Genomic DNA, 23,821 nt, shown 5'->3' with positions numbered 1-23,821 from the left:
CTCCCGCGCGGAGCTCCGGCGTGCGGGAGCGGATGCGAGCCGAGTGACGGATGCCGCGGCCCGGCGCAGTGCGCGGGGCCGCGGCATCCGTCTGCCGAAAGGCTTACTTCTTGTAGTTGGGCGCCTCGACGACGATCTGGACGTCGTGGGGGTGCGACTCCTTGAGTCCGGCGGCGGTGATGCGGACGAACTTGCCCTTGGCCTTGAGCTCGTCGATCGTGCGCGCGCCGACGTAGAACATCGACTGACGCAGACCTCCGACGAGCTGGTAGGCCACGGCCGAGACGGGGCCGCGGTATGCGACCTGGCCCTCGATGCCCTCGGGGATGAGCTTGTCGTCGCTGGGCACGTCGGCCTGGAAGTAGCGGTCCTTCGAGTACGAGGTCTTCTTGCCGCGCGTCTGCAGTGCTCCGAGCGAGCCCATGCCGCGGTACTGCTTGAACTGCTTGCCGCCCTGGAAGACGATCTCGCCCGGCGACTCGTCGGTGCCGGCGAGGAGCGATCCCAGCATGACGGTGTCGGCGCCGGCGACGAGCGCCTTGGCGATGTCGCCCGAGTACTGCAGGCCGCCGTCGGCGATGATCGGGATGCCGGCCTCGCGCGCGGCCAGATAGGCCTCCCAGATCGCGGTGACCTGCGGCACGCCGACACCGGCGACGACGCGGGTCGTGCAGATCGAGCCCGGTCCGACGCCCACCTTGACGGCGTCGACGCCCGCGTCGATGAGCGCCTGCGCGCCCTCACGGGTCGCGACGTTGCCCCCGATGACGTCGATGTGCGCGAAGGACTCGTCGGCCTTCAGACGGCGCACCATGTCGATGACGCCCGCGGACTGGCCGTTCGCGGTGTCGACGACGATCACGTCGACACCGGCGTCGCGCAGGGCCTCGGCGCGCTGCCAGGCATCGCCGAAGAAGCCGATCGCGGCGCCGACCCGGAGGCGGCCCTGCTCGTCCTTGGTGGCGAGCGGGTACTTCTCGCTCTTGTCGAAGTCCTTGATGGTGATGAGGCCGGCCAGCTTGCCGTTCTCGTCGATGAGAGGAAGCTTCTCGACGCGGTGCTGGGCGAAGAGCGCGATGACCTCGCCCGCGCTGATGCCGACGCGACCCGTCACGAGGCCGTCGGTCGTCATCACGTCGCGGACCTTCGTGGTCTGGCGCTCGAAGCCCGACACGAAGCGCATGTCGCGGTTGGTCACGATGCCGACGAGGCGGTCGTCCTCGTCGACGACGGGGAGACCCGAGATGCGGTACTGCGCACAGAGCCCGTCGACCTCTTCGATCGTGGCGTCGGGCGTGGTCGTGATCGGGTCGGTGATCATGCCCGACTCGCTCCGCTTGACGCGGTCCACCATCGAGGCCTGCTCCTCGATGGAGAGGTTGCGGTGGATGATGCCGAGACCGCCCTCGCGTGCGATCGCGATGGCCAGGCGCGCCTCGGTGACGGTGTCCATCGCCGCCGACAGCAGGGGCGTCGCAACCGTGATGCGCCGTGTCACGCGGGACGACGTGTCGGCCTCGCTGGGGATCACGTCCGTGTGGCCGGGCAGCAGCAGCACGTCGTCATACGTCAGTCCGACGAAGCCGAAGGGGTCGTTGTGCTCCATGAGGTCTCCTCGCGCGCGGCGCGTTCTGTTCGGGGTGGACGACGACGGCCGGTGCGCTCGTGACGCTCCGTACTCGATTCTAAGCGTCGGGCGGGCGTGATTTGTTCCCGCGTGAACGGCACGCGTGCGCGCCGCGCGCCCGTGCGCGGGCGCGCACGCGAGGGGCAGCGCTGTCCGGTTTCGATCGGATCACTTATCCACACCTGACGGTAGGCGAAACACCGGCGACACATTACAGTCGTAGCGTCGTTCATCACGGCCGATGCGACCCGAGCTTCGGTGTCCGCGTGGTGCCGAACTGGAGGTTCTGTGGGTCCTACGACTGCGACCGCGATCAATAGCCGCCGCTGGCTCGTTGTGCTCTTCGGAATGGTGCTCGCCCTGCTGGGCATCTTCGCCACCGCAACGCCCGCTCTGGCTGACGAAGACGATCCGTACCGGATCAGCGGCAACGTGCAACTCGACGGCGAGCCCCTCGAAGGCGTCGTCCTCACCGTCGACGGCCCCGGGGGTGAGCAGGAGGTCGAGACCGACGAGAACGGCCAGTGGCGCGTCGGCGTCCCCGAGCGGGGCGAGACCTACGTCGTCACGCTCGATGAGGAGACGCTGCCCGAGGGCATCGCCGTCGTCGAAGAAGGCGTCGAGAACCCCAACGTCAAGGAAGTCGAGATGGGGCAGGGCGGCCGCGTGACCGTCAACTTCTTCATCGGCGAGGGCGAACGCAACGTCACCAGCTTCTTCGACCAGTTCATGCAGCGCCTGGTGCAGGGCGTCAGCTTCGGGCTCATGCTCGCGCTGGCGGCGATCGGCCTCACGCTCGTGTACGGAACGACGGGCATCTCGAACTTCGCCCACGGTGAGATGGTGACCTTCGGCGCGATCGCCGCGTTCTTCCTCGTCGGGCCGGCGACGCTCGCGCTGCCATGGTGGCTGGGCTATCCCATCGCCGTGGTCCTGAGCGCCGTACTCGGGCTCATCCTCGACATGATCCTGTGGCGTCCGCTGCGAAGGCGCCGCGTCGGCGTGGTGCAGCTGATGATCGTCAGCATCGGCCTTTCACTGGCGCTGCGCTACACCTACCAGCTGTTCATCGGCGGTGGCACGCTGCAGCTCCCGCCCCTCGGCGGCGAGGCCATCCCGCTGTTCGGCGCCGTCCGGATGACGGTCACCGACATCGCGTCGCTCGGCATCTCGATCGTCGTCATCGTGGCCTTCGCGCTCTGGCTCACCCGCTCCCGCATCGGCAAGGCGACCCGGGCGATCTCCGACAACCCGTCTCTGGCATCGGCCTCCGGCATCGACGTGGACGCGGTGGTGCGCGTGGTCTGGATCGTCGCGGGCGCCCTCGCGGGCCTCGCGGGCATCCTGTACGCCTACTACCGCCCCGGCATCAAGTGGGACATGGGAGCGCAGATCCTGCTCCTCATGTTCGCCGCGGTGGTGCTCGGCGGCCTCGGGACGGCGTACGGCGCACTCGTCGGCGCACTCATCGTGGGCGTCCTCGTCGAGGTGTCGAGCCTCTGGATCCCCGCCGACCTCAAGTACGCCAGCGCACTGTTCATCCTCATCGTGATCCTCCTGTTCCGACCACAGGGCATCCTCGGACGACGCGAGCGGATCGGTTAAGGACACACTCATGGACTGGCTTCAGATTCTCTCCAACACCGCCTCGTCGATCCTGAGCCCGGCGACGATCGGGTACGCCCTGGCGGCCCTCGGTCTCGCCGTGCACTTCGGCTACGCGGGCCTGATCAACATGGGCATCGCGGGCTTCATGGCCATCGGCGCCTACGGCTACGCGATCTCCGTGCTCTCGTTCGGCTTCCCCTGGTGGGCAGGCGCACTGGTCGGCCTCGCGGGCGCGGCGATCTTCGCGCTCATCCTCGGTATCCCGACGCTCCGCCTGCGCGGCGACTACCTCGCGATCGTGACGATCGCGGCCGCCGAGGTCGTGCGACTGCTGTTCCTCACGACGGCGTTCGACGAGTTCACCGGCTCCGCGGACGGGTTGAGCGGCTACCACGGCAGCTTCCGCGCCTCGAACCCGATCCCGCCCGGCGAGTACGGCTTCGGGCCGTGGATCTACAACGAGACCCAGTGGTGGGTGCGCATCATGGGCCTCGTGACCCTCGGCATCGCCGCGCTCGTCGTGTGGATGCTGACGCGCAGCCCGTGGGGCCGCACGCTCAAGGGCATCCGTGAGGACGAGGACGCCGTGCGGTCGCTCGGCAAGAACGTCTTCTCGTACAAGATGCAGGCCCTCGTGCTCGGTGGCGTCCTCGCCGCTGCGGGCGGCGTGGTCTACGCCCTCCCGTCTGCCGTCAACCCCGGCGTGTACGTCACGTCGCTCACGTTCTTCGTCTGGACCGCACTGCTGCTCGGCGGCGCTGCCACGGTCTTCGGCCCGATCCTGGGCTCGATCATCTTCTGGGCGTTGCAGACCTTCCTCTCCAACATCCTTCCCGCGATGGCGCAGGCCGGCTGGCTGCCGGGCCTGAACTCCATCCAGGCGGGCACGCTGCGCTTCATCCTCGTCGGCGTCGCGCTCATGCTGCTCGTGATCTTCATGCCGCAGGGTCTCCTCGGCAACAAGAAGGAGCTGACCTTTGTCAAGTAACGCTGCTCACCCCGAGACCGGGTCGGCGCCCGTCGCCCGCCCGAAGACCACGGGCCTTCACCGCGGCGAGGCGGTCCCCGGCGTCGCCAAGGTCGACCCGATCATCGTCGCCGACGGCGTCCACCGCGCGTTCGGCGGTGTGACCGCTGTCGACGTCCAGCACCTCGAGATCCCCCGCGGGGCGATCACCGCGCTCATCGGCCCGAACGGCGCCGGCAAGACGACACTGTTCAACCTGCTGACCGGGTTCGACAAGCCCGACCACGGCACCTGGACCTTCGACGGCAAGTCGCTGTCGGGTGTTCCGGCGTACAAGGTCTCGCGCATGGGCCTGGTCCGCACGTTCCAGCTCACCAAGGCGCTGGGCCTGCTGACCGTCATGGAGAACATGAAGCTCGGCGCGCCGAATCAGCGCGGCGAGAAGTTCTGGGCGGGCATGATCCCCGCACTGTGGCGATCGCAGGATGCCGCGCTCGAAGACCGCGCCATGGAGCTGCTGACGAAGTTCAAGCTCGACGCGAAGGCCGACGACTTCGCGGCCAGCCTGTCGGGCGGTCAGCGCAAGCTCCTCGAGATGGCCCGTTCGCTCATGACCGAGCCCACTCTGGTGATGCTCGACGAGCCGATGGCCGGCGTGAACCCCGCGCTGACGCAGTCCCTCCTGGATCACATCCTCGATCTCAAGGAGGAGGGTATGACCGTCCTCTTCGTCGAGCACGACATGCACATGGTGCGTCACATCGCCGACTGGGTCGTCGTCATGGCCGAGGGCCGCATCGTCGCCGAGGGCGACCCCGACTCGGTGATGAAGAATCCCGCGGTGATCGACGCCTACCTCGGCGCGCACCAGGAGCTCGACCTGGGTGTCGTCACCGGACGCATCGACGTGATCGAAGCTGACCCGACGACGGATGCCGACGCCTCCGCGTCGGTCACCGCCGAGGCGCTTGCCGACGAGGGCCTCGCCGAGGAACAGAAGGAGGACGGAAAGTGACCGCTCCCACCACGACCGGAACGCCCGTCGTCGTCGTCGATGACGTGCACGCCGGCTACCTGCCGGGCGTCAACATTCTCAACGGCTGCAGTCTGGTCGCCCACCAGGGCGAGCTGATCGGCATCATCGGCCCCAACGGCGCCGGCAAGTCGACCCTGCTGAAGGCCATCTTCGGGCAGGTCAACGTCCGCAGCGGCACCGTCACCCTCGAGGGCGACGACATCACGGGACTCAAGGCGAACAAGCTCGTCGCCCGCGGCGTCGGCTTCATCCCGCAGACCAACAACGTCTTCCCCAGCCTCACGATCGCCGAGAACCTCCAGATGGGGCTCTACCAGCGCCCCGGCGTCTACAAGGAGCGCCTGGAGTTCGTCACGGGGATCTTCTCCGAGCTGGGCAAGCGGCTGAAGCAGCGCGCGGGCTCGCTCTCGGGCGGTGAGCGGCAGATGGTCGCGATGAGCCGCGCGCTCATGATGGACCCGAAGGTGCTGCTGCTCGACGAGCCGTCGGCCGGCCTCTCCCCCGTCCGCCAGGACGAGGCGTTTATCCGGGTCTCCGAGATCAACAAGGCCGGCGTGACGTGCATCATGGTCGAGCAGAACGCCCGTCGCTGCCTGCAGATCTGCGACCGCGGCTACGTCCTCGACCAGGGTCGCGACGCCTACACCGGTTCCGGCCGCGAACTCCTCAACGACCCGAAGGTGACCGAGCTCTACCTGGGCACGCTCGGCAAGTAGGCCTTCCACAGAGCGAAGCGGGGGACGGATGCCGCGGCATCCGTCCCCCGCTTTCTTCGTGCCCGCGCGGCCAGGCGCCGCCGCACGCCCCCCGCGCACACGACGGAGCGCCACCGCGCCCGCTTGCTGCCGCGACCGGCGGAGACACGCCCGCCCGCAGAAACGGGAACGCCCCCGGGTCCGAAGACCCGGGGGCGTTCCGTGGAGCGAGGGGGCTCAGCCCTCGTACGGGGCGAAGGTGTTGTCCGCTCCGTACTGGTAGATGTTGATGAAGCCCTCGGTGGGGTCACCGACCTCGTCGAACGTCACCGGGCTGGAGACGCCGTCGTAGTCCGCCACGTCACCGGCGAGGATGATGTCGGCGCACGCCTCGAACGTCTCGCACTTCTCGCCGTCGCCGGAACCGCCCGAGACCTCGATCAGCTTCTCGGCGATCTCGGCCGGGTCGGTCGACTGAGCGGCCAGCGCCGCCAGAGCGAGCAGGACGGTCGCGTCGTACGACTCGGGGGCGTAGGTGTAGTCGGACAGCGCGGCGTCGCCCGACTCCTCCACGAACGCGTCGAGACCGTCGATGAAGTCCTGCACCTGCGCGGGAGTCGGACCCGGGTAGGTGCCCTTGGCGCCCTCGAGCAGACCAGGCGCGAAGTCCTCGCTGTAGTTGGCCACGTTGCCGTCGACCAGGTAGAGGTTGTTCGGGTCCCATCCGGCGCCGACGAGGGCCGGCAGGATCGTCTTGGCCTCGTCGAAGCTGATCACCGTGATCGCGTCGGGGTCGGCCGCGAGCACCTCGGAGATCTGCGCGTCGAAGGACGTGTCGCCCTGGTTGTAGGTCGGCTGTGCGACGACCTCGCCACCGGCGGCCTCGAAGGCCTCCTGGATGTACTTCGCGAGACCGGTGCCGTACGCGTCGTTCAGCACGATCATGCCGAGCGTCTGGTGGCCCTCCTCGGCGACGAAGTTGCCGTGGACCTCACCCTGGAGCACGTCGGACGGAGCGGTGCGGAAGTAGAGCCCGTTGTCTTCGTACGTCGTGAACTGGTCGGAGGTGTTGGCCGGCGAGAACTGGATGACGCCTTCGCCGACGACCTGGTCGATGAACTGCAGCGAGACGCCCGACGACGCGGCGCCGATGATCGCGGCAACGTCCTCGGCCAGGACGCGAGGCACCTCGGTCTCGTAGGCCTTGTTGTCGAGGTCGCCCGAGTCGCCCCAGACGACGTCGACGTCGAGACCCGTGGTCTCGGCGTACTCGTTGATCACGGACTGCGCGTAGGCGACACCGGCCTCCTCCGGCGGGCCGAGGAAGGCGAGGTTGCCGGTCTGCGGCAGGGCCGTGCCGATCTTGAGGGTCAGGTCCTCGACGGCGCCAGTGGTTTCGGTCGGCTCGTCGCCGCCGTCACCGTCGCCGCCGCCGGCGCAGCCGGCGAGGACCAGGGCGCTTGCGCCGATGAGCGCAAGACCGCCGAGCACGGTGGACTTGCGCGAGCGGGTGAAGACGCTCATGTTGCTCCTTGCTGTGTGGTTACCACGGGAACGGCTCGGGCGCCGACCCAGTGCACTAAACCTAACCGCGTTCACGCGTCGGCAATGTTGCCGTTCGTTAACGATCTGTAACAGCTTGAAATACGTGGTCGGGAGGCATTTTTCACGCCCTCTCCGACGCTCCGGCTGTGGATAAGTCGTCGCGTCTCGGCGACTACGCCGCAGCCCGGGCGCGTCGCGCGTGCAGGAGCGAGTCCACCGTGAGCACCGTCAGCGCGACCCACACCAGCCCGAAGCCGATCCAGCGCTCGAGCGGCATGGGCTCCTGGAGCACCAGCCAGCCGATGAGGAACTGCAGGATCGGCGCCACGAACTGCAGCAGCCCGATCGTCGTGAGCGACACCCGCCGAGCGCCGGCCGCGAAGAGCAGCAGCGGCACCGCCGTGATGACGCCCGCGAGGCTCAGCAGCACCGCGTGGCCCCAGCCCGCGGCGCCCATCGTGAGTCCTTCGGAGACGCCGACGACGACCAGCACGACGACGGCGATCGGCGTCAGCCAGAGTGTCTCGAGGGTGAGACCGCTCACGGCGTCGACGGAAGGCCCCACCTTCTTCTTCACCAGGCCGTAGCAGCCGAACGACGCCGCAAGGGTCAGCGCGATCCACGGGAATGCGCCGTAGCCGATCATGATGACGAGCACAGCCACCGTGGCGATGCCGATCGCGACCCACTGCGTCGGCCGAAGTCGCTCGCGCAGCACCAGCACCGCGAGCAGCACCGTCGCGATCGGGTTGATGAAGTAGCCGAGGCTCGTCTCGATGACGTGGTCGTTCAACGCCCCGTAGATGAAGACCTGCCAGTTGACGTAGATCAGCAGGCCCGCGATCACGGTGAGGCCGAGCACCTTCGGCTGCCGGAAGATCGCGGCCAGGCGCGGCCACGTGCGGGTCACCGTGAGCAGCAGCGCGCAGAAGACCAGCGACAGCACGATGCGCCAGGCCACGAGCTCCCACGGCCCGGTCGGCACGAGCAGCAGGAAGTACAGCGGCAGGAACCCCCACAGCACGTACGCGCTGAAGGTGAAGATGCCCCCGAGGCTGCGCTCGCGCGCCTCCTCGGCGGTCTGCACCGCACGGGTGCTGCCGGTCGTCACACCGAGGGGAAGCGCCGTCGAGTCATCCAGGCACTCCGCTTCACCGCGTTCGGACCGGGACGGATGCTCGCGACTCACCGAGTCAGCCTACGCCCGCGCGGTGCGGCGCCCGGTCGCCGACGACGTGGCGCGGCATCCGTCTCCTGCCGTTCCTGCGTGCATTCCTGCCACCGCGGCGTCCGACGCCGGATACGGCGAGAGGGCCGGATGCCGAAGCATCCGACCCTCTCGGTACGCGCTGTGCGCGGAACTCAGCGAACGACGACCGCGAGGACGTCGCGAGCCGACAGGACGAGGAACTCGTCGCCGCCGAACTTGACCTCGGTTCCGCCGTACTTGCTGTAGATCACGCGGTCGCCGACGGCGACGTCGAGCGGGATGCGGTTGCCGTTGTCGTCGATACGACCCGGGCCCACCGCCACGACCTCGCCCTCCTGGGGCTTCTCCTTGGCGGTGTCGGGGATGACCAGACCGCTGGACGTGGTCTGCTCGGCCTCGACCTGCTTGATGACGATGCGGTCCTCGAGCGGCTTGATGGAAACCGACACGGTCTACCTCTTCTTTCTTGAGACTAAGACTCGTTAGCACTCTGACGTTGAGAGTGCTGACAGCAGTCTAGGCAACCGGCTGGCACTCATGCAACGTGAGTGCCAGCCACCGTCGTATTCGGACATCGCGCACTTCGACATCGCGACCTGCGGGCGCGGCATAGGCTGGCCGGATGGAGATGGCCGAGCTGACCGCGCTCCTGACCCCCGAAGGCCTGCGTCTGCTCGACGCGATGCCCCCGATCGACTCCGCCGACGACGTCGCGAAGGCGGTCTCCCGGCTGCGTCGCGACGGCCACTCCCCCGACCTGGTGTCGGCCGTCGTGGGTCAGGCGCGGCTGCGCACCCGCGCGCGCGCCAAGTTCGGCGACCTCGCCGAGCGCATGCTCTTCACCCGTGCCGGGCTCGAGCAGGCGACGCGCCTGCCGATCGCCGCCCGGCACGCGGCACGGTTCCGCGACGCGGGCTTCACGCGCGTGGCCGACCTCGGCTGCGGCATCGGCGGCGACGCACTCGGGCTCGCCGGTCTCGGGCTGCAGGTGCTCGCGGTGGACGCCGACGAGCTCACCGCCGCCCTCGCGGCCTACAACCTCGCCCCGTTCGGCGCCGACGCCGACGTGCGCCACGGCGCCGCCGAAGACACCGACCTCGACGGCGTCGACGCCGTGTGGCTCGATCCCGCGCGCCGCACCGCCGGGCACAGCGAGACCGCCCGCACGCGCCCCGAGGACTGGTCGCCGCCGCTGGACTGGGTGTTCGACCTCGCGCGCCGCATGCCCGTCGGCGTGAAGCTCGGGCCGGGCCTCGACCGCGACCTCATCCCCGACGACGTCGAGGCGCAGTGGGTGAGCGCCGACGGCTCGACCGTCGAGCTGGTGCTCTGGTCGGGCGCGCTCGCGCGCGAGGGGGTGCGGCGTGCGGCTCTCGTGATCCGCCGCGACGCCGACGGCGAGGAGAGGGCGCACGAGCTGACGGCGGAGACGGATGCCGCGGACGAGCCGGTGCGCGACCTCGGCGCCTTCCTGCACGAGCCCGACGGCGCCGTCATCCGGGCCAGGCTCATCGGCGACGTCGCCCGTTCGCTCGAGGCCGGCATGCTCGACGAGCACATCGCGTACCTCACGTCGGACGCGGCACTGACGTCGCCGTTCGTCTCGACGTTCCGCGTGCGCGAGGTGCTGCCTTTCGACGTGAAAGCCCTCGGCCGGGCGCTGCGAGAGCGCGACATCGGCCGGCTGGAGATCAAGAAGCGGGGGGTGGATGTCGACCCCGCCGTGCTGCGCACGCGCCTGAAGCTGCGCGGCTCGGCGTCGGCGACGCTGCTCCTCACCCGGATCGGCTCGCGCCGCACCGCGATCCTCGCCGACCGGGTCTGACGGCGCGGGCGCCTCAGCCGAAGAAGTTGAGCCGGAACCCGGCGTAGAGCAGCCACCCGGCGCTGTACAGGATCGACACCACGCCGAGCACGATGGCCCACACCGCGACGGCGCGGCTCTCGAGCGGCCGGCGCAGCGCGATGATGCCCGACACCACGGCGATGAGCCCGATCGGGAAGCCCCAGCCGACGAACAGTGAGACGATGAGGCCGACGATCGCGAACGCGAGCGCCCACACGCCGAGCCCGCGGTGGAACTCGGCCGGCTCGGCCGGTCGCCACTGGGTGTCGTCGGGCGTGAACTCGCCTCCGGGCTCGGCCGGAGCCGTCTCGACGGTGACGGCGACGGGCGCCGTCGGCAGCCGCGAGAAGCCCCCGCGGTGCGCGCCCGGCAGCGGGGTGGCGTCGTGGGTCAGGTCGACGTCCGGCGAGGGTGCCTCCACCGTCGGCCGGGCCGCCGCGGCCGGGGGGACGGATGCCGCGACCGGCGCAGGCTTCGGCCGGGCCGGCGGGGGCGGGACGGATGCCGCGGCCGGCGTCGGCGTCGGGCCGAGGTCGTTCGACTCCTCGGCGCGTTTCGTCTCGCTCGTTCCTCGCTCGCTCAACGACCGGGGGGCGCCGTCGCCATCCGGCGCGGGGGTCGGGCCGAGGTCGCTCAAATCCTCGACGCGTTTCGTCTCGCTCGTTCCTCGCTCGCTCAACGGCCGGGCGGCGCCGTCGGCATCCGACGCGGGCGTCGAAGGGGCGGACGGGGGCGGGACGGATGCCGCGACCGACGCGGGCGGACCGAGGTCGTTCGACTCCTCCACGCGTTTCGTCTCGCTCGTTCCTCGCTCGCTCAACGACCGGGCGGCATCCTCAGTCTCCGGCCGTTGAGCGGAGGGCGCTCCAGCGCCCGCAGACGAAACGCGTGCTGGACCCGCGGGCGGCGATTCGAGATCGGCCGCATCAGCCCGAGGCGCATCAGCCCCCGGCTTCTTCGAGGCGTCGGGCTGCGGCATCCGCTCGTCCGTCGTCATGCCGACTCCGCGACCTGGATCTCGGTGACCGGCAGGGTCGAATCGGCGCCGAACTCGAGCGTCGAGGGCGCACGGCCCGACATGATCAGCTCGGAGGTGAGCGCGGCGATCATCGCGCCGTTGTCGGTGCAGAGCGACAGCGGCGGGATGCGCACGGTGACGCCCTCCGCCTCGGCGCGCTCCAGCGCGACCTCGCGCAGACGCCGGTTGGCGATCACGCCGCCGCCGAGCAGCAGGCGCGGAACGTCGTGGTCGCGGCACGCCGCGAGCGCCTTCGTGACGAGCACGTCGACGACGGCCTCGCGGAAGCTCGCGGCGACGTCTGCGACCGGCACGGGCTCTCCCAGCGCCTTGCGCTGCTCGACCCAGCGAGCGACGGCCGTCTTGAGCCCCGAGAACGAGAAGTCGTAGCGGTGACGGGCCATGTCCGACGCGCGCGAGAGCCCTCGCGGGAACGCGATCGCCTTCGGATCGCCGGATGCCGCGGCCCGGTCGATCTCGGGTCCGCCCGGGTACGGCAGCCCGAGCAGGCGCGCGACCTTGTCGAAGGCCTCGCCGGCGGCGTCGTCCATGGTCTCGCCGAGCAGCTCGACGTCGGTCGTGAGGTCGCGGACGAGCAGCAGCGACGTGTGCCCGCCGCTGACGAGCAGCGCGACGGTCGGGTACTCCAGGGGCGCGGCCTCGGCATCGAGGATGTCGGCGGCGATGTGACCCACGAGGTGGTTGACGGCATAGAGCGGCTTGTCGAGCGAGACCGACAGGGCCTTGGCGGCGCCCACGCCGACCATGAGCGCGCCGGCGAGGCCGGGTCCGCTCGTCACCGCGACGGCGTCGAGGTCGGCGAGCTGAACGCCTGATTCGGCGAGCGCCGCCTCGATCGACGGCTGCAGCGCCTCGAGGTGCGCGCGCGCCGCGACCTCGGGCACGACACCGCCGTAGCGGGCATGCTCGTCCATCGAGCTGGCGATGGTGTTCGACAGCAGCGTGCGGCCGCGGACGATGCCGATGCCGGTCTCATCGCAGCTCGTCTCGATGCCGAGCACCAGCGGTTCCGCGCGGCTCACGTGCACACCCCTCCGTCCCATGCCCCCGGCGTCTCGGCGTGGGCCCATCCGCGCAGGTCGAGCTTCATCACCACGGCGTCGACGTCGTCGGGCTGGTAGTAGCGCGGCTTCCGCCCGATCTCGGCGAAGCCCTCCGAGGCGTACAGCGCCTGGGCCACGGGGTTGTCGGCGCGCACCTCGAGGAACACATCCGTCACGCGGCGCCGCGCGGCCTCCGCGAGCAGCGCGCGCAGCAGCGAGCGGCCCCGCCCGCGGCCCCGCGAGGCCTCGGTGATCGTGATCGTCTGGATGTCGGCATCCCGCGCCCCCGCGACCGCGCGCAGCCCCGCGTAGCCGAGCAGCCGCCCCGCCTCTTCGTCGACGACGTACCAGCCGTGCGGCGACGAGAGCTCTTCGCGCATCATCGCCTCGGACCACGCGTCGGTCGGGAACGAGGCGCGCTCGAGCGTCATGATCGCGGCGAGGTCGTCGCCGGTGGCCGTGCGGATCGTCACAGGTGCACCCGCTTCGGCGCGTGCGGCAGCGTCACGTCGGGCGAGCGCAGGTAAAGCGCATCGGCCGGTCCGATGTGCCGGCCGGCGGCGAGCGCCCGGGCCGCGGCGAGCGCGAGCATCGCGGCGGGGATGCGCTCGGCGTCGCGCCGTGCCGCGCCGGCCTCGGCGAGAACCGCGTCGAGGTCGTCGCGGGGCGTGAGGGCCGGCTCGGTCGCACGCAGCGGGAGCCCGTCGTCGTCGAGCCCGCGGTACAGCGTGTACGCGAACTCGCGCCGGCGCGCGTCGGTGACGACCGCGAAGGTCTCTTCGGCGTCGCCCTCGTACCCGGCAGCGAAGCCCCAGTCGGCGGTGAGCGCGCTGTGCAGCAGCAGCTCGAGCGCGACCGCGTCGTGGCTGACGATCGGCACAACGGGGACTCCTCGCCCGAGCGCGAACGTGCGCGCGGCGGCGATCCCCACGCGCAGCCCGGTGAACGGGCCCGGTCCCATGCCGGCGGCGACCTGCGTGATGTCAGACGCGGAGACGGATGCGTCGGCCAGCGCCCGCTCGATCAGCGTGCCGATCACCTCGGCGTGGCCGCGGGGGTCGGCGCTCTCGACCTGCGAGCGGATGACCCCGTCCGGCTCGACAACCGCCACTGCGGAGCCGAGCGACGTGTCGATGCCGAGGATCACCCCTCCAGGGTAGTCGGCGCGTCGCAACCCGAGCCCGCCTCGGCCGTTGAGCGAGCGAAGCGAGACGAAACGCGGTCGGCCGACCGTGTGCGCCGGGCGCGACGCGTTTCGTCTCGGTCGCTGGCGCTCCCTCGCTCAACGAGCGGGGCCGCGGCGGGTGATCTTCACCAGGCGCGGGGTGTCGGCGTCGAGGTCGGCCTCGTGGCCGATCGTGCCGCAGGCGTTGTCGACGCCGCGGCCGTGCCACTCGCGCTCGAGCTCGACGTCCCACCAGTGGTCGCGGATGCCGTCGACCAGGCCCCGGCCCCACTCGACGATCACGACGGAGCCGTCGAAGTCGATGTCGAGGTCGTCCAGCTCGGCGGCGGACCCCAGCCGATACGCGTCGACGTGCACGAGAGGTGCGCCGCCGTCGAGCGACGGGTGCGTGCGCGCGAGCACGAACGTCGGGCTCTGGATCGGGCCACGCACGTTCAGCCCGCGGCCGATGCCGCGCGTGAGGGTGGTCTTGCCCGCGCCGAGCGGACCGGTGAGCACCACCATGTCGCCGGGGCGCAGCATCCGCCCCATCTCCTCGCCGAGCGCCTCCATCGCCTCGGGGGAGGCGATCTCGCGCGTGCCGACGAGGGCGTCGATCCCCTGGGTGCCGGTGGTCGAAGTCATGCTGTCCACGTCGGGTGCAACAACCGAGCCGTCCTCCGCGTTCCCGCTCACTCCGCCACCTGCCGTCGCGGCACCCGGGGCCCGATCCGGGTGACGATGTCGTAGTTGATCGTGCCCGCGGCATCCGCCCATTCCGTCGCCGACGGCACGCCGAGGGTCGGGTCTCCGAACAGGACGGCCTCGTCGCCGACCGCGACCGGGGCGTCGCCGACGTCGACCACGAACTGGTCCATCGCGATGCGGCCGGCGATGCGGTAGCGGCGGCCGCCGATCGTCACCGCGCCGGCCCCCGACGCCTGCCGGGGCACGCCGTCGGCGTAGCCGAGGGGAACGAGGGCGAGCGTGGTGTCGCGGTCGGTGCGGTAGTCGTAGCCGTACGAGACGCCCTTGCCCGCGGGCACGCGCCGCACCGCGGCGACCGCGCCGTGCAGGGTCATCGCGGGGCGCAGGCCGAGATCGGCCGACGTGCGGTCGTCGAAGGGCGAGAGTCCGTAGAGCCCGATGCCGATGCGGACGCAGCCCAGGCGTGCCTCGGGCAGATCGATCGCCGCGTGGGTCGCAGCCAGGTGCCGCAGCGGTGGCGCGAGCCCGAGCGTGGCTGCGACGCCGACGCCCTCATCGAAGGCGCGCAGCGCAGCGCGGTCGTCCTCGTCCGAGGCGTTGGACAGGTGGCTGAAGAGCGCGATCACACGCACCCGGCCGATGCGCTCGAGCCGCGCCGCCTCGGCGAACACCACACGGTAGTCGGTGGGCGGAATCCCGTTGCGCGAGAGGCCGGTCTCAAGCTTCAGATGGATCCCGACGGGACGATCAGCGGATGCCGCGGCCGCCGCCTTCTGCAGCTGGTCGAGGCTCGAGATGCCGAGCTCGATTCCCAGGGCGGCCGCCTGGGCGAAGTCCGCGCCCGGCGCGTGCAGCCACGCGACGATCGGGGCGTCGATGCCCGCGCGGCGGAGCGCGAGCGCCTCGGTGATGTCGGAGACTCCCAGGCGCGTCGCGCCGCCGGCGAGCGCAGCGAGCCCCGACCGGACCGCGCCGTGGCCGTACCCGTCGGCCTTCACGACGGCGATGATCTCGGAGCCCGTGAGCCGGCGCAGGTGCCGCACGTTGTCGGCGATGGCGCCGACGTCGACGACCGCCTCGCGAAGAACCCCGGCGGGCGGCCGGCTCATGCGGCGCCTCCCTCGAATCGGGACGCGGCGGCGTCGCGAGACGCGGTGTTCGCGTCGAGACCGGGGACGCCGTCCTCGGTCCCGGCGGCGGTGCTCTGGTTCGCGTTGCCGGGCGGGACGGCCTCCAGGATCACATACGCCGTGGCGAGCCCCGCGTCGTGCGACAGCGACAGGTGCAGGGCGGTGATCCCACGCTCGGCGACGACTTCGGCGGTCGAGCCGCACAGCGAGAAGACCGGACGCCCGGATGCCTCGGATGCGATCTCGATCTCGGTCCAGTGCACCCCGTCCGAGCCGCCGAGGGCCTTGATGAGCGCCTCCTTCGCCGCGTAGCGGGCGGCGAGCGAGTGCGGCTTGAGCTGCCGCTCGGCGTCCGAGAACAGCCGCTCGAGCAGACGTGGCGTGCGCTCGATCGTCCGCTCGAACCGCGGGATGTCGACGAGGTCGACGCCGATGCCGACGATCATGTGGTCCTCCTGGATGCCGCGGCCGCGGCATCCGCCAGACTATCGCGGCCGTCCCGCCGGATCGCGCGCCTCACCTCCCGTCCGCGATGGCACACGCGCTGCCCACCCCGCTTCCGTCGAGATCGCAGTTCCTCGGCGAGCAACCCCGAAATGGGCGCCGACGACGTGGTGTTTCGCCGAGAAACCGCGATGTCGGCAAGGAGGCGGGAGGCAGATATCGCCGGAGTTCGGGCGGGGGTGCTGCTACTCGACGGTGACGGACTTCGCCAGGTTGCGCGGCTGGTCGACGTCGAGGCCCTTCGCCGTGGCGAGGCCCATCGCGAAGATGTGCAGCGGCACGACGGCCAGCAGCGGCTCGAAGAACGGACCGGCGAGCGGGATGCGCAGCACCTCGTCGGCCTTGGGCAGCACCGCGGCGTCGCCCTCTTCGGCGATCGCGATGACGCGGGCGCCGCGGGCGCTGATCTCTTCGATCGACGAGATGACCTTCTTGTGCATCTCGGCCGACCTGCGCGGCGAGGGCACGACGACGAAGACCGGCTGGCCGGGCTCGATCAGGGCGATCGGCCCGTGCTTGAGCTCGCCGGCGGCGAAGCCCTCGGCGTGAATGTACGCCAGCTCCTTGAGCTTGAGTGCGCCCTCGAGCGCGATCGGGTAGCCGACGTGGCGACCGAGGAAGAGCACCGAGCGGGTGTCGGCCATCCAGCCGGCGAACTGCTCGATGCGCGGCTGCTCCCGCTCGAGGATCTGCGAGATCTTCGCGGGAACCGCCTCGAGCTCGCGCACATGGTCGGCGGCGGTCGACGCGTCGATGACGCCGCGCACCCGGCCGATGTGCAGGCCCATCAGGTAGAGCGCGGTGATCTGCGCGACGAAGGCCTTGGTCGACGCGACGGCGACCTCGGGGCCGGCGTGCGTGTAGACGATGGCGTCGGACTCGCGCGGGATCGTCGCGCCCTGCGTGTTGCACACCGACAGCGTCTTCGCACCGTGCTCGCGGGCGTACTTGACGGCCATCAGCGTGTCCATGGTCTCGCCGGATTGGCTGATCGAGACGACGAGGGTGTCGGGCCCGATGACCGGGTCGCGGTAGCGGAACTCATGAGCCAGCTCGACGTCGACGGGAATGCGGGTCCACTGCTCGATCGCGTATTTGCCGACCTGCCCGGCGTAGGCCGCGGTGCCGCACGCGATCACGATGATGCGCGAGATGCCGAGGAAGAGCTCGTCGAGTCCGTCGAGCTCGGGGATGACGACCTCGCCGTCGCGGATGCGCCCGCGCAGAGTGTTGGCGACCGCCTCCGGCTCCTCCGACACCTCCTTCGCCATGAACGACGACCAGCCGCCCTTCTCGGCGGCCGCGGCATCCCACGTCACCTCGAACGGCTCCACCTCGACCGCGTTGCCGTCGAAGTCGGTGACGGTCACGGCCTCGGGCGTGATGGCGACGATCTGGTCTTGGCCGATCGCGAGCGCGTTGCGTGTGTGCTCGACGAACGCCGCCACGTCGGAGCCGAGGAAGTTCTCGCCCTCGCCCAGCCCGATCACCAGCGGGGAGTTGCGGCGCGCGCCCACGACGAGGCCGGGCTGGTCCTCGTGCAGCGCGAGAAGCGTGAAGGCGCCCTCGAGGCGCGAGACGACCGCCCGGAACGCGGTGACGAGGTCGCCGGTGCGGCGGTACTCGCGGCCGAGCAGCACGGCGGCGACCTCGGTGTCGGTCTCGCTGCGGAACGTGAAGCCGTCGGCGACGAGCTCGGACTTCAGCTCGAAGAAGTTCTCGATGATGCCGTTGTGGATGACGGCGAGCTTGTCGTCGTCGGCGAGGTGCGGGTGCGCGTTGCCGTCGGTCGGGCCGCCGTGGGTCGCCCATCGCGTGTGACCGATGCCGGTGGTGCCGTCGGCGAGGGGGCGCGCCGCGAGGTCGTCGCGCAGCACCTGCAGCTTGCCGGCCCGCTTGCGCATGCCGAGGTCGCCGTCACCGTCGATCACGGCGATGCCCGCCGAGTCGTAGCCGCGGTACTCGAGGCGCGAGAGCCCTGAGATCAGAACGGCCTGACTCTGCCGCGGGCCCACGTATCCGACGATTCCACACATGCGCCCCATGGTAGGCGCGCGCTTTCGCAAGGATCCCTTACGAATAGGTGGCGGGTCGCGGTGGGTGCGGCGGGCATGGGTGGGTGCAACGGCTCGCCGGCGCACGGCACGAAGTCCCCCGCCCGTTGAGCGAGCGAGGAACGAAGTCCCCCCGCCCGTTGAGCGAGCGAGGAACGAGCGAGACGAAACGCCCCGCACGCGGTCGCAACGCCTCGACCGCGGTCGCAACGCCCCGCACGCGGTCGCAACGCCCCGCACGCGGTCGCAACGCCCCGCACGCGGTCGCAACGCCCCGCACGCGGTCGCAACGCCCCGCACGCGGTCGCAACGCCCCGCACGCGGTCGCAACGCACACCGAGCCCGGCCGCGGCCTCGGCCGCGACCTGGCGAATCAGAGCTTGCGGAGGAGCACCGTCTCGACCGTGTGGTCGGCGGCCTTCTGCAGCACGAGGTTCGCGCGGTGGCGCGTGGGGAGCACGTTCTCCTCGAGGTTCGGGAGGTTGATCGAGTTCCAGAATCCGAGCGCGCGCTCCACGGCCTCGTCGTCGGAGAGCTGCGCGAAGACGTTGAAGAAGGAGTTCGGGTTGCTGAAGGCCGCCCGGCGCAGGGCGAGGAAGCGATCGACGTACCACTGCGCGATGTGCGAGGCATCCGCGTCCACGTAGATCGAGAAGTCGAACAGGTCGCTGACGGCGACGTCGTTCGGGGTGGGCGGCGGCTGCAGCACGTTGAGGCCCTCGACGATCACGATGTCGGGGCGGCGCACGGTGACGACGGCGTCGGGCACGATGTCGTACCGCATGTGCGAGTAGAACGGCGCCCGCACCTCGGGCGCACCGCTCTTCACCTCGGTGAGGAACGACACGAGCGAGCGGCGGTCGTACGACTCGGGGAAGCCCTTGCGCTCCATGAGGCCGCGCCGCTCGAGCTCGGCGTTCGGGTACAGGAAGCCGTCGGTCGTCACGAGCTCGACCCGCGGCGTGCCCGGCCAGCGCGAGGTGAGCTCGCGCAGCAGGCGGGCGATCGTCGACTTGCCCACCGCCACCGACCCTGCGACACCGACGATGAACGGCGTGGTCGCGTCGTTGTCGCCGAGGAACGACGACTCCTCGGCACCCAGCCGCTTCGTCGACTCGGCGTACAGCGACAGCAGGCGCGACAGCGGCACATACACCTGCTCGACCTCGGCCATGTCGAGCCGGTCGCCGAGCCCTCGGATCTGCACGATCTCGGTCTCGCTGAGAGGCTGCGTCATCCCGGCGGCCAGGCGCGCCCAGTCGGCGCGGTCGATCTCGCGGTACAGTGACAGGGCTGGGGTGACCATGGTGGCGTCATCGGCGGACATCGCGCCCCATCGTAACCGCTGATGCGAGGACGACGGATGCCGCGCCCGCGGCCGCAGCCGGGTGGCGCGCACCCTCACCCCGACCCCGCCCCCGTGCCACGCGCACCCGGCGGGGTCACGGCCACCCGCTACCCTGAGTCCGTGCGCCTGGGAGTCCTCGACATCGGCTCGAACACCGTCCACCTGCTCGTCGCCGACGTCCGGCCGGGCGGGCGGCCGCTCGCCACCACCAGCCAGCGCACGGTGCTGCGCCTCATGCGCTACCTCGCGCCCGACGGCTCGATCACGGAAGAGGGCGTCCACGCCCTCGTCGCGGCCGTGACCGAGGCGCGCAAGGTGGCCGCCTCCGAGCGCGTCGACGAGCTGCTGGCGACGGCGACGTCGGCGGTGCGGGAGGCGAAGAACGGCCCCGAGGTGATCGCGCTCATCGAGGAGGCCCTCGGCCAGCCGCTGCAGGTGCTCGGCGGCGAGACGGAGGCACGATACACGTTCCTGGCCGTGCGCCGCTGGTTCGGGTGGGCCGCCGGACAGATTCTGCTCTTCGACATCGGCGGCGGCTCGCTCGAGCTCGCGGCCGGAGGCGACGAGCTGCCCGAGGCGGCGGCATCCGTCCCCCTCGGCGCCGGGCGCATGACGGTGCAGTTCCTTCCCGACGACCCGCCGGGCGAAGAGGCGGTCGAGAAGCTGCGCCACCACGCCCGCAAGACGCTCGCCCCGGTCGCTAAGAAGTTCGGCAAACTCGCAGCGCCCGACCACGTCGTCGGCTCGTCGAAGGCGATCCGGTCGCTCGCGAAGCTCGTCGGCTACCCGGTGCCCGGCTGGTCGGGAATCGAGCGGATGCTGCTGCCCCGGGCGTCGCTCGGCTCGTGGATTCCGCGGCTCGCGCGGATTCCGGCATCCGCCCGTCAAGAGCTGCCGGGGATCACCGCCGACCGCACGTTCCAGATCGTCGCGGGAGCGGTCGTGCTGCACGAGGCGATGCGCGCGCTGGACGTCGACGAACTCGAGGTGTCGCCGTGGGCGCTGCGCGAGGGCGTGCTGCTGCGCTACATCGAGTCGCTCAGCTGGAGCACGCCCGGCGCCTGAGGCGAGCGCTTCCGCGACCCGTCAGGCGTCCGCGTCCTCGGTGAACGCTGTGTACACCCCGTAGACGGCGAGGCCCGCGAGGTGCCAGTCCCGGGGACCTTCCGGGCCGAACGTGACCCTGCGCGGCGCGTCGATCGTGTCGGGGTCGATGCGGCGGTGGTCGCCCATGCCGTCGATCATGGCCATGATCGCGACCGCAAGGTCTCGCTCGGTGAGCCCGCCGCGCATGCGCAGCCCGAAGGCGGCGTTCAGGCCGCGGTAGATCTCCGCCATCCGCCCGAGGTATTTCTCCTCGATCTCCGAGAGCAGCGCGCGGATGTCTTCGCCGCCGGGAACCGCGTCGCCGCTGGAGAGCGCCGCGGACATCGTCCGGTACGCCCGCCACGCGATGGTGTTCTCGACCGCGGACACGTTGTGCGCGACCGCCACACGGAGTGTGTCACGCAGCACCGCCTGCCTGCCCTCGGGGCTGCGCAGCGCCTCGGTGTTCTCGCCGAGCGCGACCTCGAGCATCCTCAGGGTCTCGGCGTCGAAGCCGGTGTCGAAGCCGGCGTCAGCCTCGAACAGCGCGCGCACAAGGTCGGCGACGAAGGCGACGCGATGCGGCCAGATCCGGAACACAGTCGAGCGCGGTACCCCGGCGGCGCGGATCAGATCTTCGAGTTCTATGTTCGCGTAGTCGAGCAGCAGGCCTTCGGCGCGGACGCGCTGGACGGCGACGTCGAGCATCAGCGCTCGCGTCTCGCCGGCCGGCCTCCGGGTTCGGTGTTCAGGCTGTTGCACCACTTGATTATCGCCTTCAACGCGCTGCCCGGCAGGCTCCCTCGCCCCCGGCAGAAAGTCGCGGTGCCGGGATCCCCAGAGCCCGGCACCGACCAGATCGAACGCGACGGCATGGGGCCGCCGGCAAGATCATCGTGCGCGAACCCCCCGACTCGCGCACAGTTCCACACTAGAGACTCGAAGTCTCATATCTCAAATCCCCCACTTCACTCCGTCTGACGTCATCGGCGGCAGCCGCCGACGGTTCGCCGACGCAGCACGGCGCCCCAGACCCTCTTGGCCCGGGGCGCCGTGCGGCAGGCGCAGAATCAGACGGTTTCGGACCGTCTCTTCCGTGCGATCACCACGGCGATCGCTCCCACCGCGACGAGGACGAGCGCGATCCCGGTGACGATGAACGGAATGCCGCCACCGCCCGTCGCCGGCAGCGACGAGGCGCTCGCGACCGCGCCCGCGGCGCTCGACACGGTGACCGCCTGGCTGGCGACGACCTGGCCGTCGAGAAGCACGACGACCGTGTGGGCGCCCGGGGCGACCGACGTGGGGATCGTCGTCTCGAGACGGATGGTGCCGTCCGCGGCCGTGGCCAGGGTGCCGAGCGTCTGCGGAGTCGAGCGGATCTCGACCACCACGCCCGGCGTGGAGGCCGGAAGGCCGGTGCCCGCCACGACGATCGAGCCGCCCGGACGCAGGTCGCCGGTGACGGTGATGCGCGGCTCGGCCGCGGGCTCAGGCTCGGGCTGGGATCCGGGTCCGGGCTCAGCGACCGCGATCTCGAAGGACTTCGCCGCCGAAGCCGGCGACGTGCCGAGGTAGTTCTTCGCGGCGAGGGTCACGGAGTGCGCGCCCGGTGCGAGGCCCGACAGTGTGTGGCTCAAGGCTTCCGGCGCCACGGCGATGGGTGCGCCGCCGTCGACGACGATCTGGTATCCGGTGAGCGCCGAGCCGCCGTCGGACGGCGCGGTCCACGTCACGGTGGCGTCGCTGCCGGCGACGGTCAAGCCGGGTGCCGCCGGCGCACTCGGCGCCGTCGCGAGACCGAAGAAGCCATCGAGCTTCGCGATCGCCTCGTCGGCGAAGGCCCACTGCTTGTTCTGCTCAGCCGCCCACGCCTCCGGGGTCGGATAGCGGTTCAGGTTGCGCTCGCCGGGCAGGTCTGCCACCCACCACCACTCCGTCATGTACTCGGTGAAGGTGCCGTTCCCGTTGTCGCGGATCCAGTCCTGGACGATCGGCGCCGACGCGTTGGCCTTGTTGTACTCGACGAGATAGGGAACCTGCAGCTTCTTCGCGGATGCGACGGCGATCGAGGTGTCGCCACCGGGGTAGTAGTCGACCTTCTGGCCTCCGCCCGCGGCGATCGAGTACTGAGTCCGGAGGTTCGGGAAGAACTGGGCGACCACATCGCCGTACAGGTAGGCGAGCGGCGAGGCCGTGTCGCGGATGTGCCAGGCGTTGCTGCTGTTGCCGTCGAGGCGCAGATCGAACTGGTACACGGTGCGCACACCGGCAGTCGCTGCCGCTCGATTGACGTCCTTGAACACCGCGCGGGTGTTGTGGCACCACGTTCCGCCGAACAGGATGACGTGGTCGCCGTCGGACTCGAGCAGCTGGACCAGCTCCGGATAGGTGATCTGCTGGATCTTCCAGTCGGCGCCGTCGGATTCTGTGAGGATGTCGCCGCCGTACAGCGCCGCATTCTTGTAGGTCGCGGTGTGCTTGCGGTTGACCTCGTTCTTGTAGAACGTGAACTGCGTCTGCGCGTCGACGTCAGCCGAGCCGCCCTCTGCGATCGCGTCGAAGACACCGGCGACCTGCGTGCGATACGCCGCAGCGCCCTCGTCCGTCGCGACGGCTGCGGCGTCCAGCGCCCCGCCGAGCGACGCCACGATGCGGTCCTCCGACTCCCCCGCCTTGTGCGTCTTGTCGTAGATGAAGAGGTAGGGGTCGTCCGCCGGGTCTCCGCCGAATGCCGGAGCGGTGTCCTTGTTGAGGAAGTCGGCGACCGCACCGTTCCACTGATCCTGGAGCACGGTGATGGACGACGTGCGGATATCGACCTTGTCGCCGTCGACGCGCGGGTCGAACACGTAGACCCGCTCGACTCCGTACTGCTGTGCCACCGCGTCGATGTGCGTGATGGCGGCGTTGGTCGTCGCATCGGCGGGACCGCCGATCAGGAAGGCATAGGTGCCCTCGCTCTGCAGCAGGTACTCGAAGCGCTCGAAGGTGACCGTTTCGAACACCGAGTCGTCCCGGAGGCCCGGGTACGCGTGCGAGAAGTAGTCCAGGTCGGAACCGACGGGTGCGGCGGCAGCGGCGGGTGCCGTCGCGACGCCGCCGGCGAGGGCGAGGGATGCCGCAGCGATGGTCGCGGCGACCTTGCGGCGTGTGCGGGTTGTCATGTGGGCGCTCTCTGTGAGGGGTTCGGGTTTCGTGGAGGGGTCG

20 protein-coding genes and 1 pseudogene are annotated in these 23,821 nt (G+C 70.6%); 6 read left to right on the top strand and 15 right to left on the bottom strand.

Annotation, left to right across the window (positions count from 1 at the left end; genetic code table 11):
- Nucleotides 1–103: 103 nt before the first annotated feature.
- Nucleotides 104–1,606 (bottom strand): IMP dehydrogenase, encoded by a 1,503-nt coding sequence (gene guaB / locus IM770_RS17025; protein WP_203582338.1) that lies wholly within the window; start codon nucleotides 1,604–1,606, stop codon nucleotides 104–106.
- Between the two features lie 369 nt (nucleotides 1,607–1,975).
- On the opposite strand from guaB, the gene IM770_RS17020 reads away from it, so the two are divergent.
- The 4 genes from IM770_RS17020 to IM770_RS17005 are packed head-to-tail and all read left to right on the top strand — an operon-like array spanning nucleotide 1,976 to nucleotide 5,954.
- Nucleotides 1,976–3,232, top strand: a complete 1,257-nt coding sequence (locus tag IM770_RS17020; RefSeq protein WP_203582362.1) for an ABC transporter permease subunit — start codon at nucleotides 1,976–1,978, stop codon at nucleotides 3,230–3,232.
- 10 nt (nucleotides 3,233–3,242) lie between these two features.
- Nucleotides 3,243–4,223 carry a branched-chain amino acid ABC transporter permease gene (locus tag IM770_RS17015; protein WP_203582337.1) on the top strand — a complete coding sequence of 327 codons (981 nt, stop codon included), beginning with the start codon at nucleotides 3,243–3,245 and terminating at the stop codon, nucleotides 4,221–4,223.
- Nucleotides 4,213–5,217, top strand: coding sequence for an ABC transporter ATP-binding protein (locus tag IM770_RS17010; protein ID WP_203582336.1), 1,005 nt, complete (start codon nucleotides 4,213–4,215; stop codon nucleotides 5,215–5,217). Before IM770_RS17015 ends, IM770_RS17010 begins: the two co-directional genes overlap by 11 nt.
- Nucleotides 5,214–5,954: an ABC transporter ATP-binding protein gene (locus IM770_RS17005; RefSeq protein ID WP_203582335.1), complete on the top strand. Its 741-nt coding sequence runs from the start codon at nucleotides 5,214–5,216 to the stop codon at nucleotides 5,952–5,954. The genes IM770_RS17010 and IM770_RS17005 overlap by 4 nt, the downstream gene beginning before the upstream one ends.
- A gap of 216 nt (nucleotides 5,955–6,170) precedes the next feature.
- On the opposite strand, the gene IM770_RS17000 is transcribed toward IM770_RS17005, so the two are convergent.
- The 3 genes from IM770_RS17000 to groES form a co-directional block, all read right to left on the bottom strand.
- Nucleotides 6,171–7,457, bottom strand: coding sequence for an ABC transporter substrate-binding protein (locus IM770_RS17000; RefSeq protein ID WP_203582334.1), 1,287 nt, complete (start codon nucleotides 7,455–7,457; stop codon nucleotides 6,171–6,173).
- A 193-nt stretch (nucleotides 7,458–7,650) separates the two neighbouring features.
- Nucleotides 7,651–8,565 (bottom strand): EamA family transporter RarD, encoded by a 915-nt coding sequence (rarD, locus tag IM770_RS16995; protein ID WP_203582361.1) that lies wholly within the window; start codon nucleotides 8,563–8,565, stop codon nucleotides 7,651–7,653.
- A gap of 275 nt (nucleotides 8,566–8,840) precedes the next feature.
- On the bottom strand, nucleotides 8,841–9,137 hold the full coding sequence (groES, locus tag IM770_RS16990) for a co-chaperone GroES (RefSeq protein WP_045275440.1): 297 nt from the start codon (nucleotides 9,135–9,137) through the stop codon (nucleotides 8,841–8,843).
- Between the two features lie 173 nt (nucleotides 9,138–9,310).
- Between groES and IM770_RS16985 the strand changes: the two genes are divergently transcribed.
- On the top strand, nucleotides 9,311–10,513 hold the full coding sequence (locus IM770_RS16985) for a THUMP-like domain-containing protein (protein WP_203582333.1): 1,203 nt from the start codon (nucleotides 9,311–9,313) through the stop codon (nucleotides 10,511–10,513).
- Nucleotides 10,514–10,526: 13 nt separating this feature from the next.
- Here the strand turns inward: IM770_RS16985 and IM770_RS16980 are convergent, their stop codons facing one another.
- The 9 genes and pseudogenes from IM770_RS16980 to coaA all read right to left on the bottom strand — a co-directional run bounded on the left by IM770_RS16980 (nucleotide 10,527) and on the right by coaA (nucleotide 19,504).
- The gene (locus IM770_RS16980; RefSeq protein ID WP_307785494.1) at nucleotides 10,527–11,321 is read right to left on the bottom strand and encodes a DUF4190 domain-containing protein; all 795 of its coding nucleotides are present in this window, start codon (nucleotides 11,319–11,321) and stop codon (nucleotides 10,527–10,529) included.
- Between the two features lie 206 nt (nucleotides 11,322–11,527).
- On the bottom strand, nucleotides 11,528–12,616 hold the full coding sequence (gene tsaD, locus IM770_RS16975; RefSeq protein WP_203582332.1) for a tRNA (adenosine(37)-N6)-threonylcarbamoyltransferase complex transferase subunit TsaD: 1,089 nt from the start codon (nucleotides 12,614–12,616) through the stop codon (nucleotides 11,528–11,530).
- Complete coding sequence (gene rimI, locus IM770_RS16970) at nucleotides 12,592–13,089, bottom strand: ribosomal protein S18-alanine N-acetyltransferase (protein ID WP_203582331.1); 498 nt, start codon at nucleotides 13,087–13,089, stop codon at nucleotides 12,592–12,594. The genes tsaD and rimI overlap by 25 nt, the downstream gene beginning before the upstream one ends.
- The gene (gene tsaB / locus IM770_RS16965) at nucleotides 13,086–13,763 is read right to left on the bottom strand and encodes a tRNA (adenosine(37)-N6)-threonylcarbamoyltransferase complex dimerization subunit type 1 TsaB (RefSeq protein ID WP_203582330.1); all 678 of its coding nucleotides are present in this window, start codon (nucleotides 13,761–13,763) and stop codon (nucleotides 13,086–13,088) included. The genes rimI and tsaB overlap by 4 nt, the downstream gene beginning before the upstream one ends.
- A 135-nt stretch (nucleotides 13,764–13,898) precedes the next feature.
- Nucleotides 13,899–14,426: a tRNA (adenosine(37)-N6)-threonylcarbamoyltransferase complex ATPase subunit type 1 TsaE gene (gene tsaE / locus IM770_RS16960; RefSeq protein WP_203582329.1), complete on the bottom strand. Its 528-nt coding sequence runs from the start codon at nucleotides 14,424–14,426 to the stop codon at nucleotides 13,899–13,901.
- Nucleotides 14,427–14,473: 47 nt separating this feature from the next.
- A complete protein-coding gene (gene alr / locus IM770_RS16955; protein ID WP_203582328.1) occupies nucleotides 14,474–15,598 on the bottom strand; it encodes an alanine racemase in 1,125 nt (374 codons plus the stop codon).
- 119 nt (nucleotides 15,599–15,717) lie between these two features.
- A pseudogene (locus tag IM770_RS16950) lies at nucleotides 15,718–16,065 on the bottom strand (holo-ACP synthase); the annotation flags it as partial.
- Between the two features lie 243 nt (nucleotides 16,066–16,308).
- Nucleotides 16,309–18,159, bottom strand: a complete 1,851-nt coding sequence (glmS, locus tag IM770_RS16945) for a glutamine--fructose-6-phosphate transaminase (isomerizing) (protein WP_203582326.1) — start codon at nucleotides 18,157–18,159, stop codon at nucleotides 16,309–16,311.
- Nucleotides 18,160–18,550: 391 nt separating this feature from the next.
- Nucleotides 18,551–19,504 (bottom strand): type I pantothenate kinase, encoded by a 954-nt coding sequence (gene coaA, locus IM770_RS16940; RefSeq protein WP_203582325.1) that lies wholly within the window; start codon nucleotides 19,502–19,504, stop codon nucleotides 18,551–18,553.
- Between the two features lie 141 nt (nucleotides 19,505–19,645).
- On the opposite strand from coaA, the gene IM770_RS16935 reads away from it, so the two are divergent.
- On the top strand, nucleotides 19,646–20,590 hold the full coding sequence (locus tag IM770_RS16935; protein ID WP_203582324.1) for a Ppx/GppA phosphatase family protein: 945 nt from the start codon (nucleotides 19,646–19,648) through the stop codon (nucleotides 20,588–20,590).
- A 21-nt stretch (nucleotides 20,591–20,611) separates the two neighbouring features.
- On the opposite strand, the gene IM770_RS16930 is transcribed toward IM770_RS16935, so the two are convergent.
- Together IM770_RS16930 and IM770_RS16925 are read right to left on the bottom strand one after the other, a co-directional pair.
- Nucleotides 20,612–21,319, bottom strand: coding sequence for a hypothetical protein (locus IM770_RS16930; protein ID WP_203582323.1), 708 nt, complete (start codon nucleotides 21,317–21,319; stop codon nucleotides 20,612–20,614).
- Between the two features lie 362 nt (nucleotides 21,320–21,681).
- Nucleotides 21,682–23,778 carry a fibronectin type III domain-containing protein gene (locus IM770_RS16925; RefSeq protein ID WP_203582322.1) on the bottom strand — a complete coding sequence of 699 codons (2,097 nt, stop codon included), beginning with the start codon at nucleotides 23,776–23,778 and terminating at the stop codon, nucleotides 21,682–21,684.
- Between the last annotated feature and the right edge of the window lie 43 nt (nucleotides 23,779–23,821).

Source organism: Microbacterium hibisci, from assembly GCF_015278255.1.
GTDB lineage: Bacteria > Actinomycetota > Actinomycetes > Actinomycetales > Microbacteriaceae > Microbacterium > Microbacterium hibisci.
This window is presented reverse-complemented; position numbering and strand designations above follow the sequence as displayed.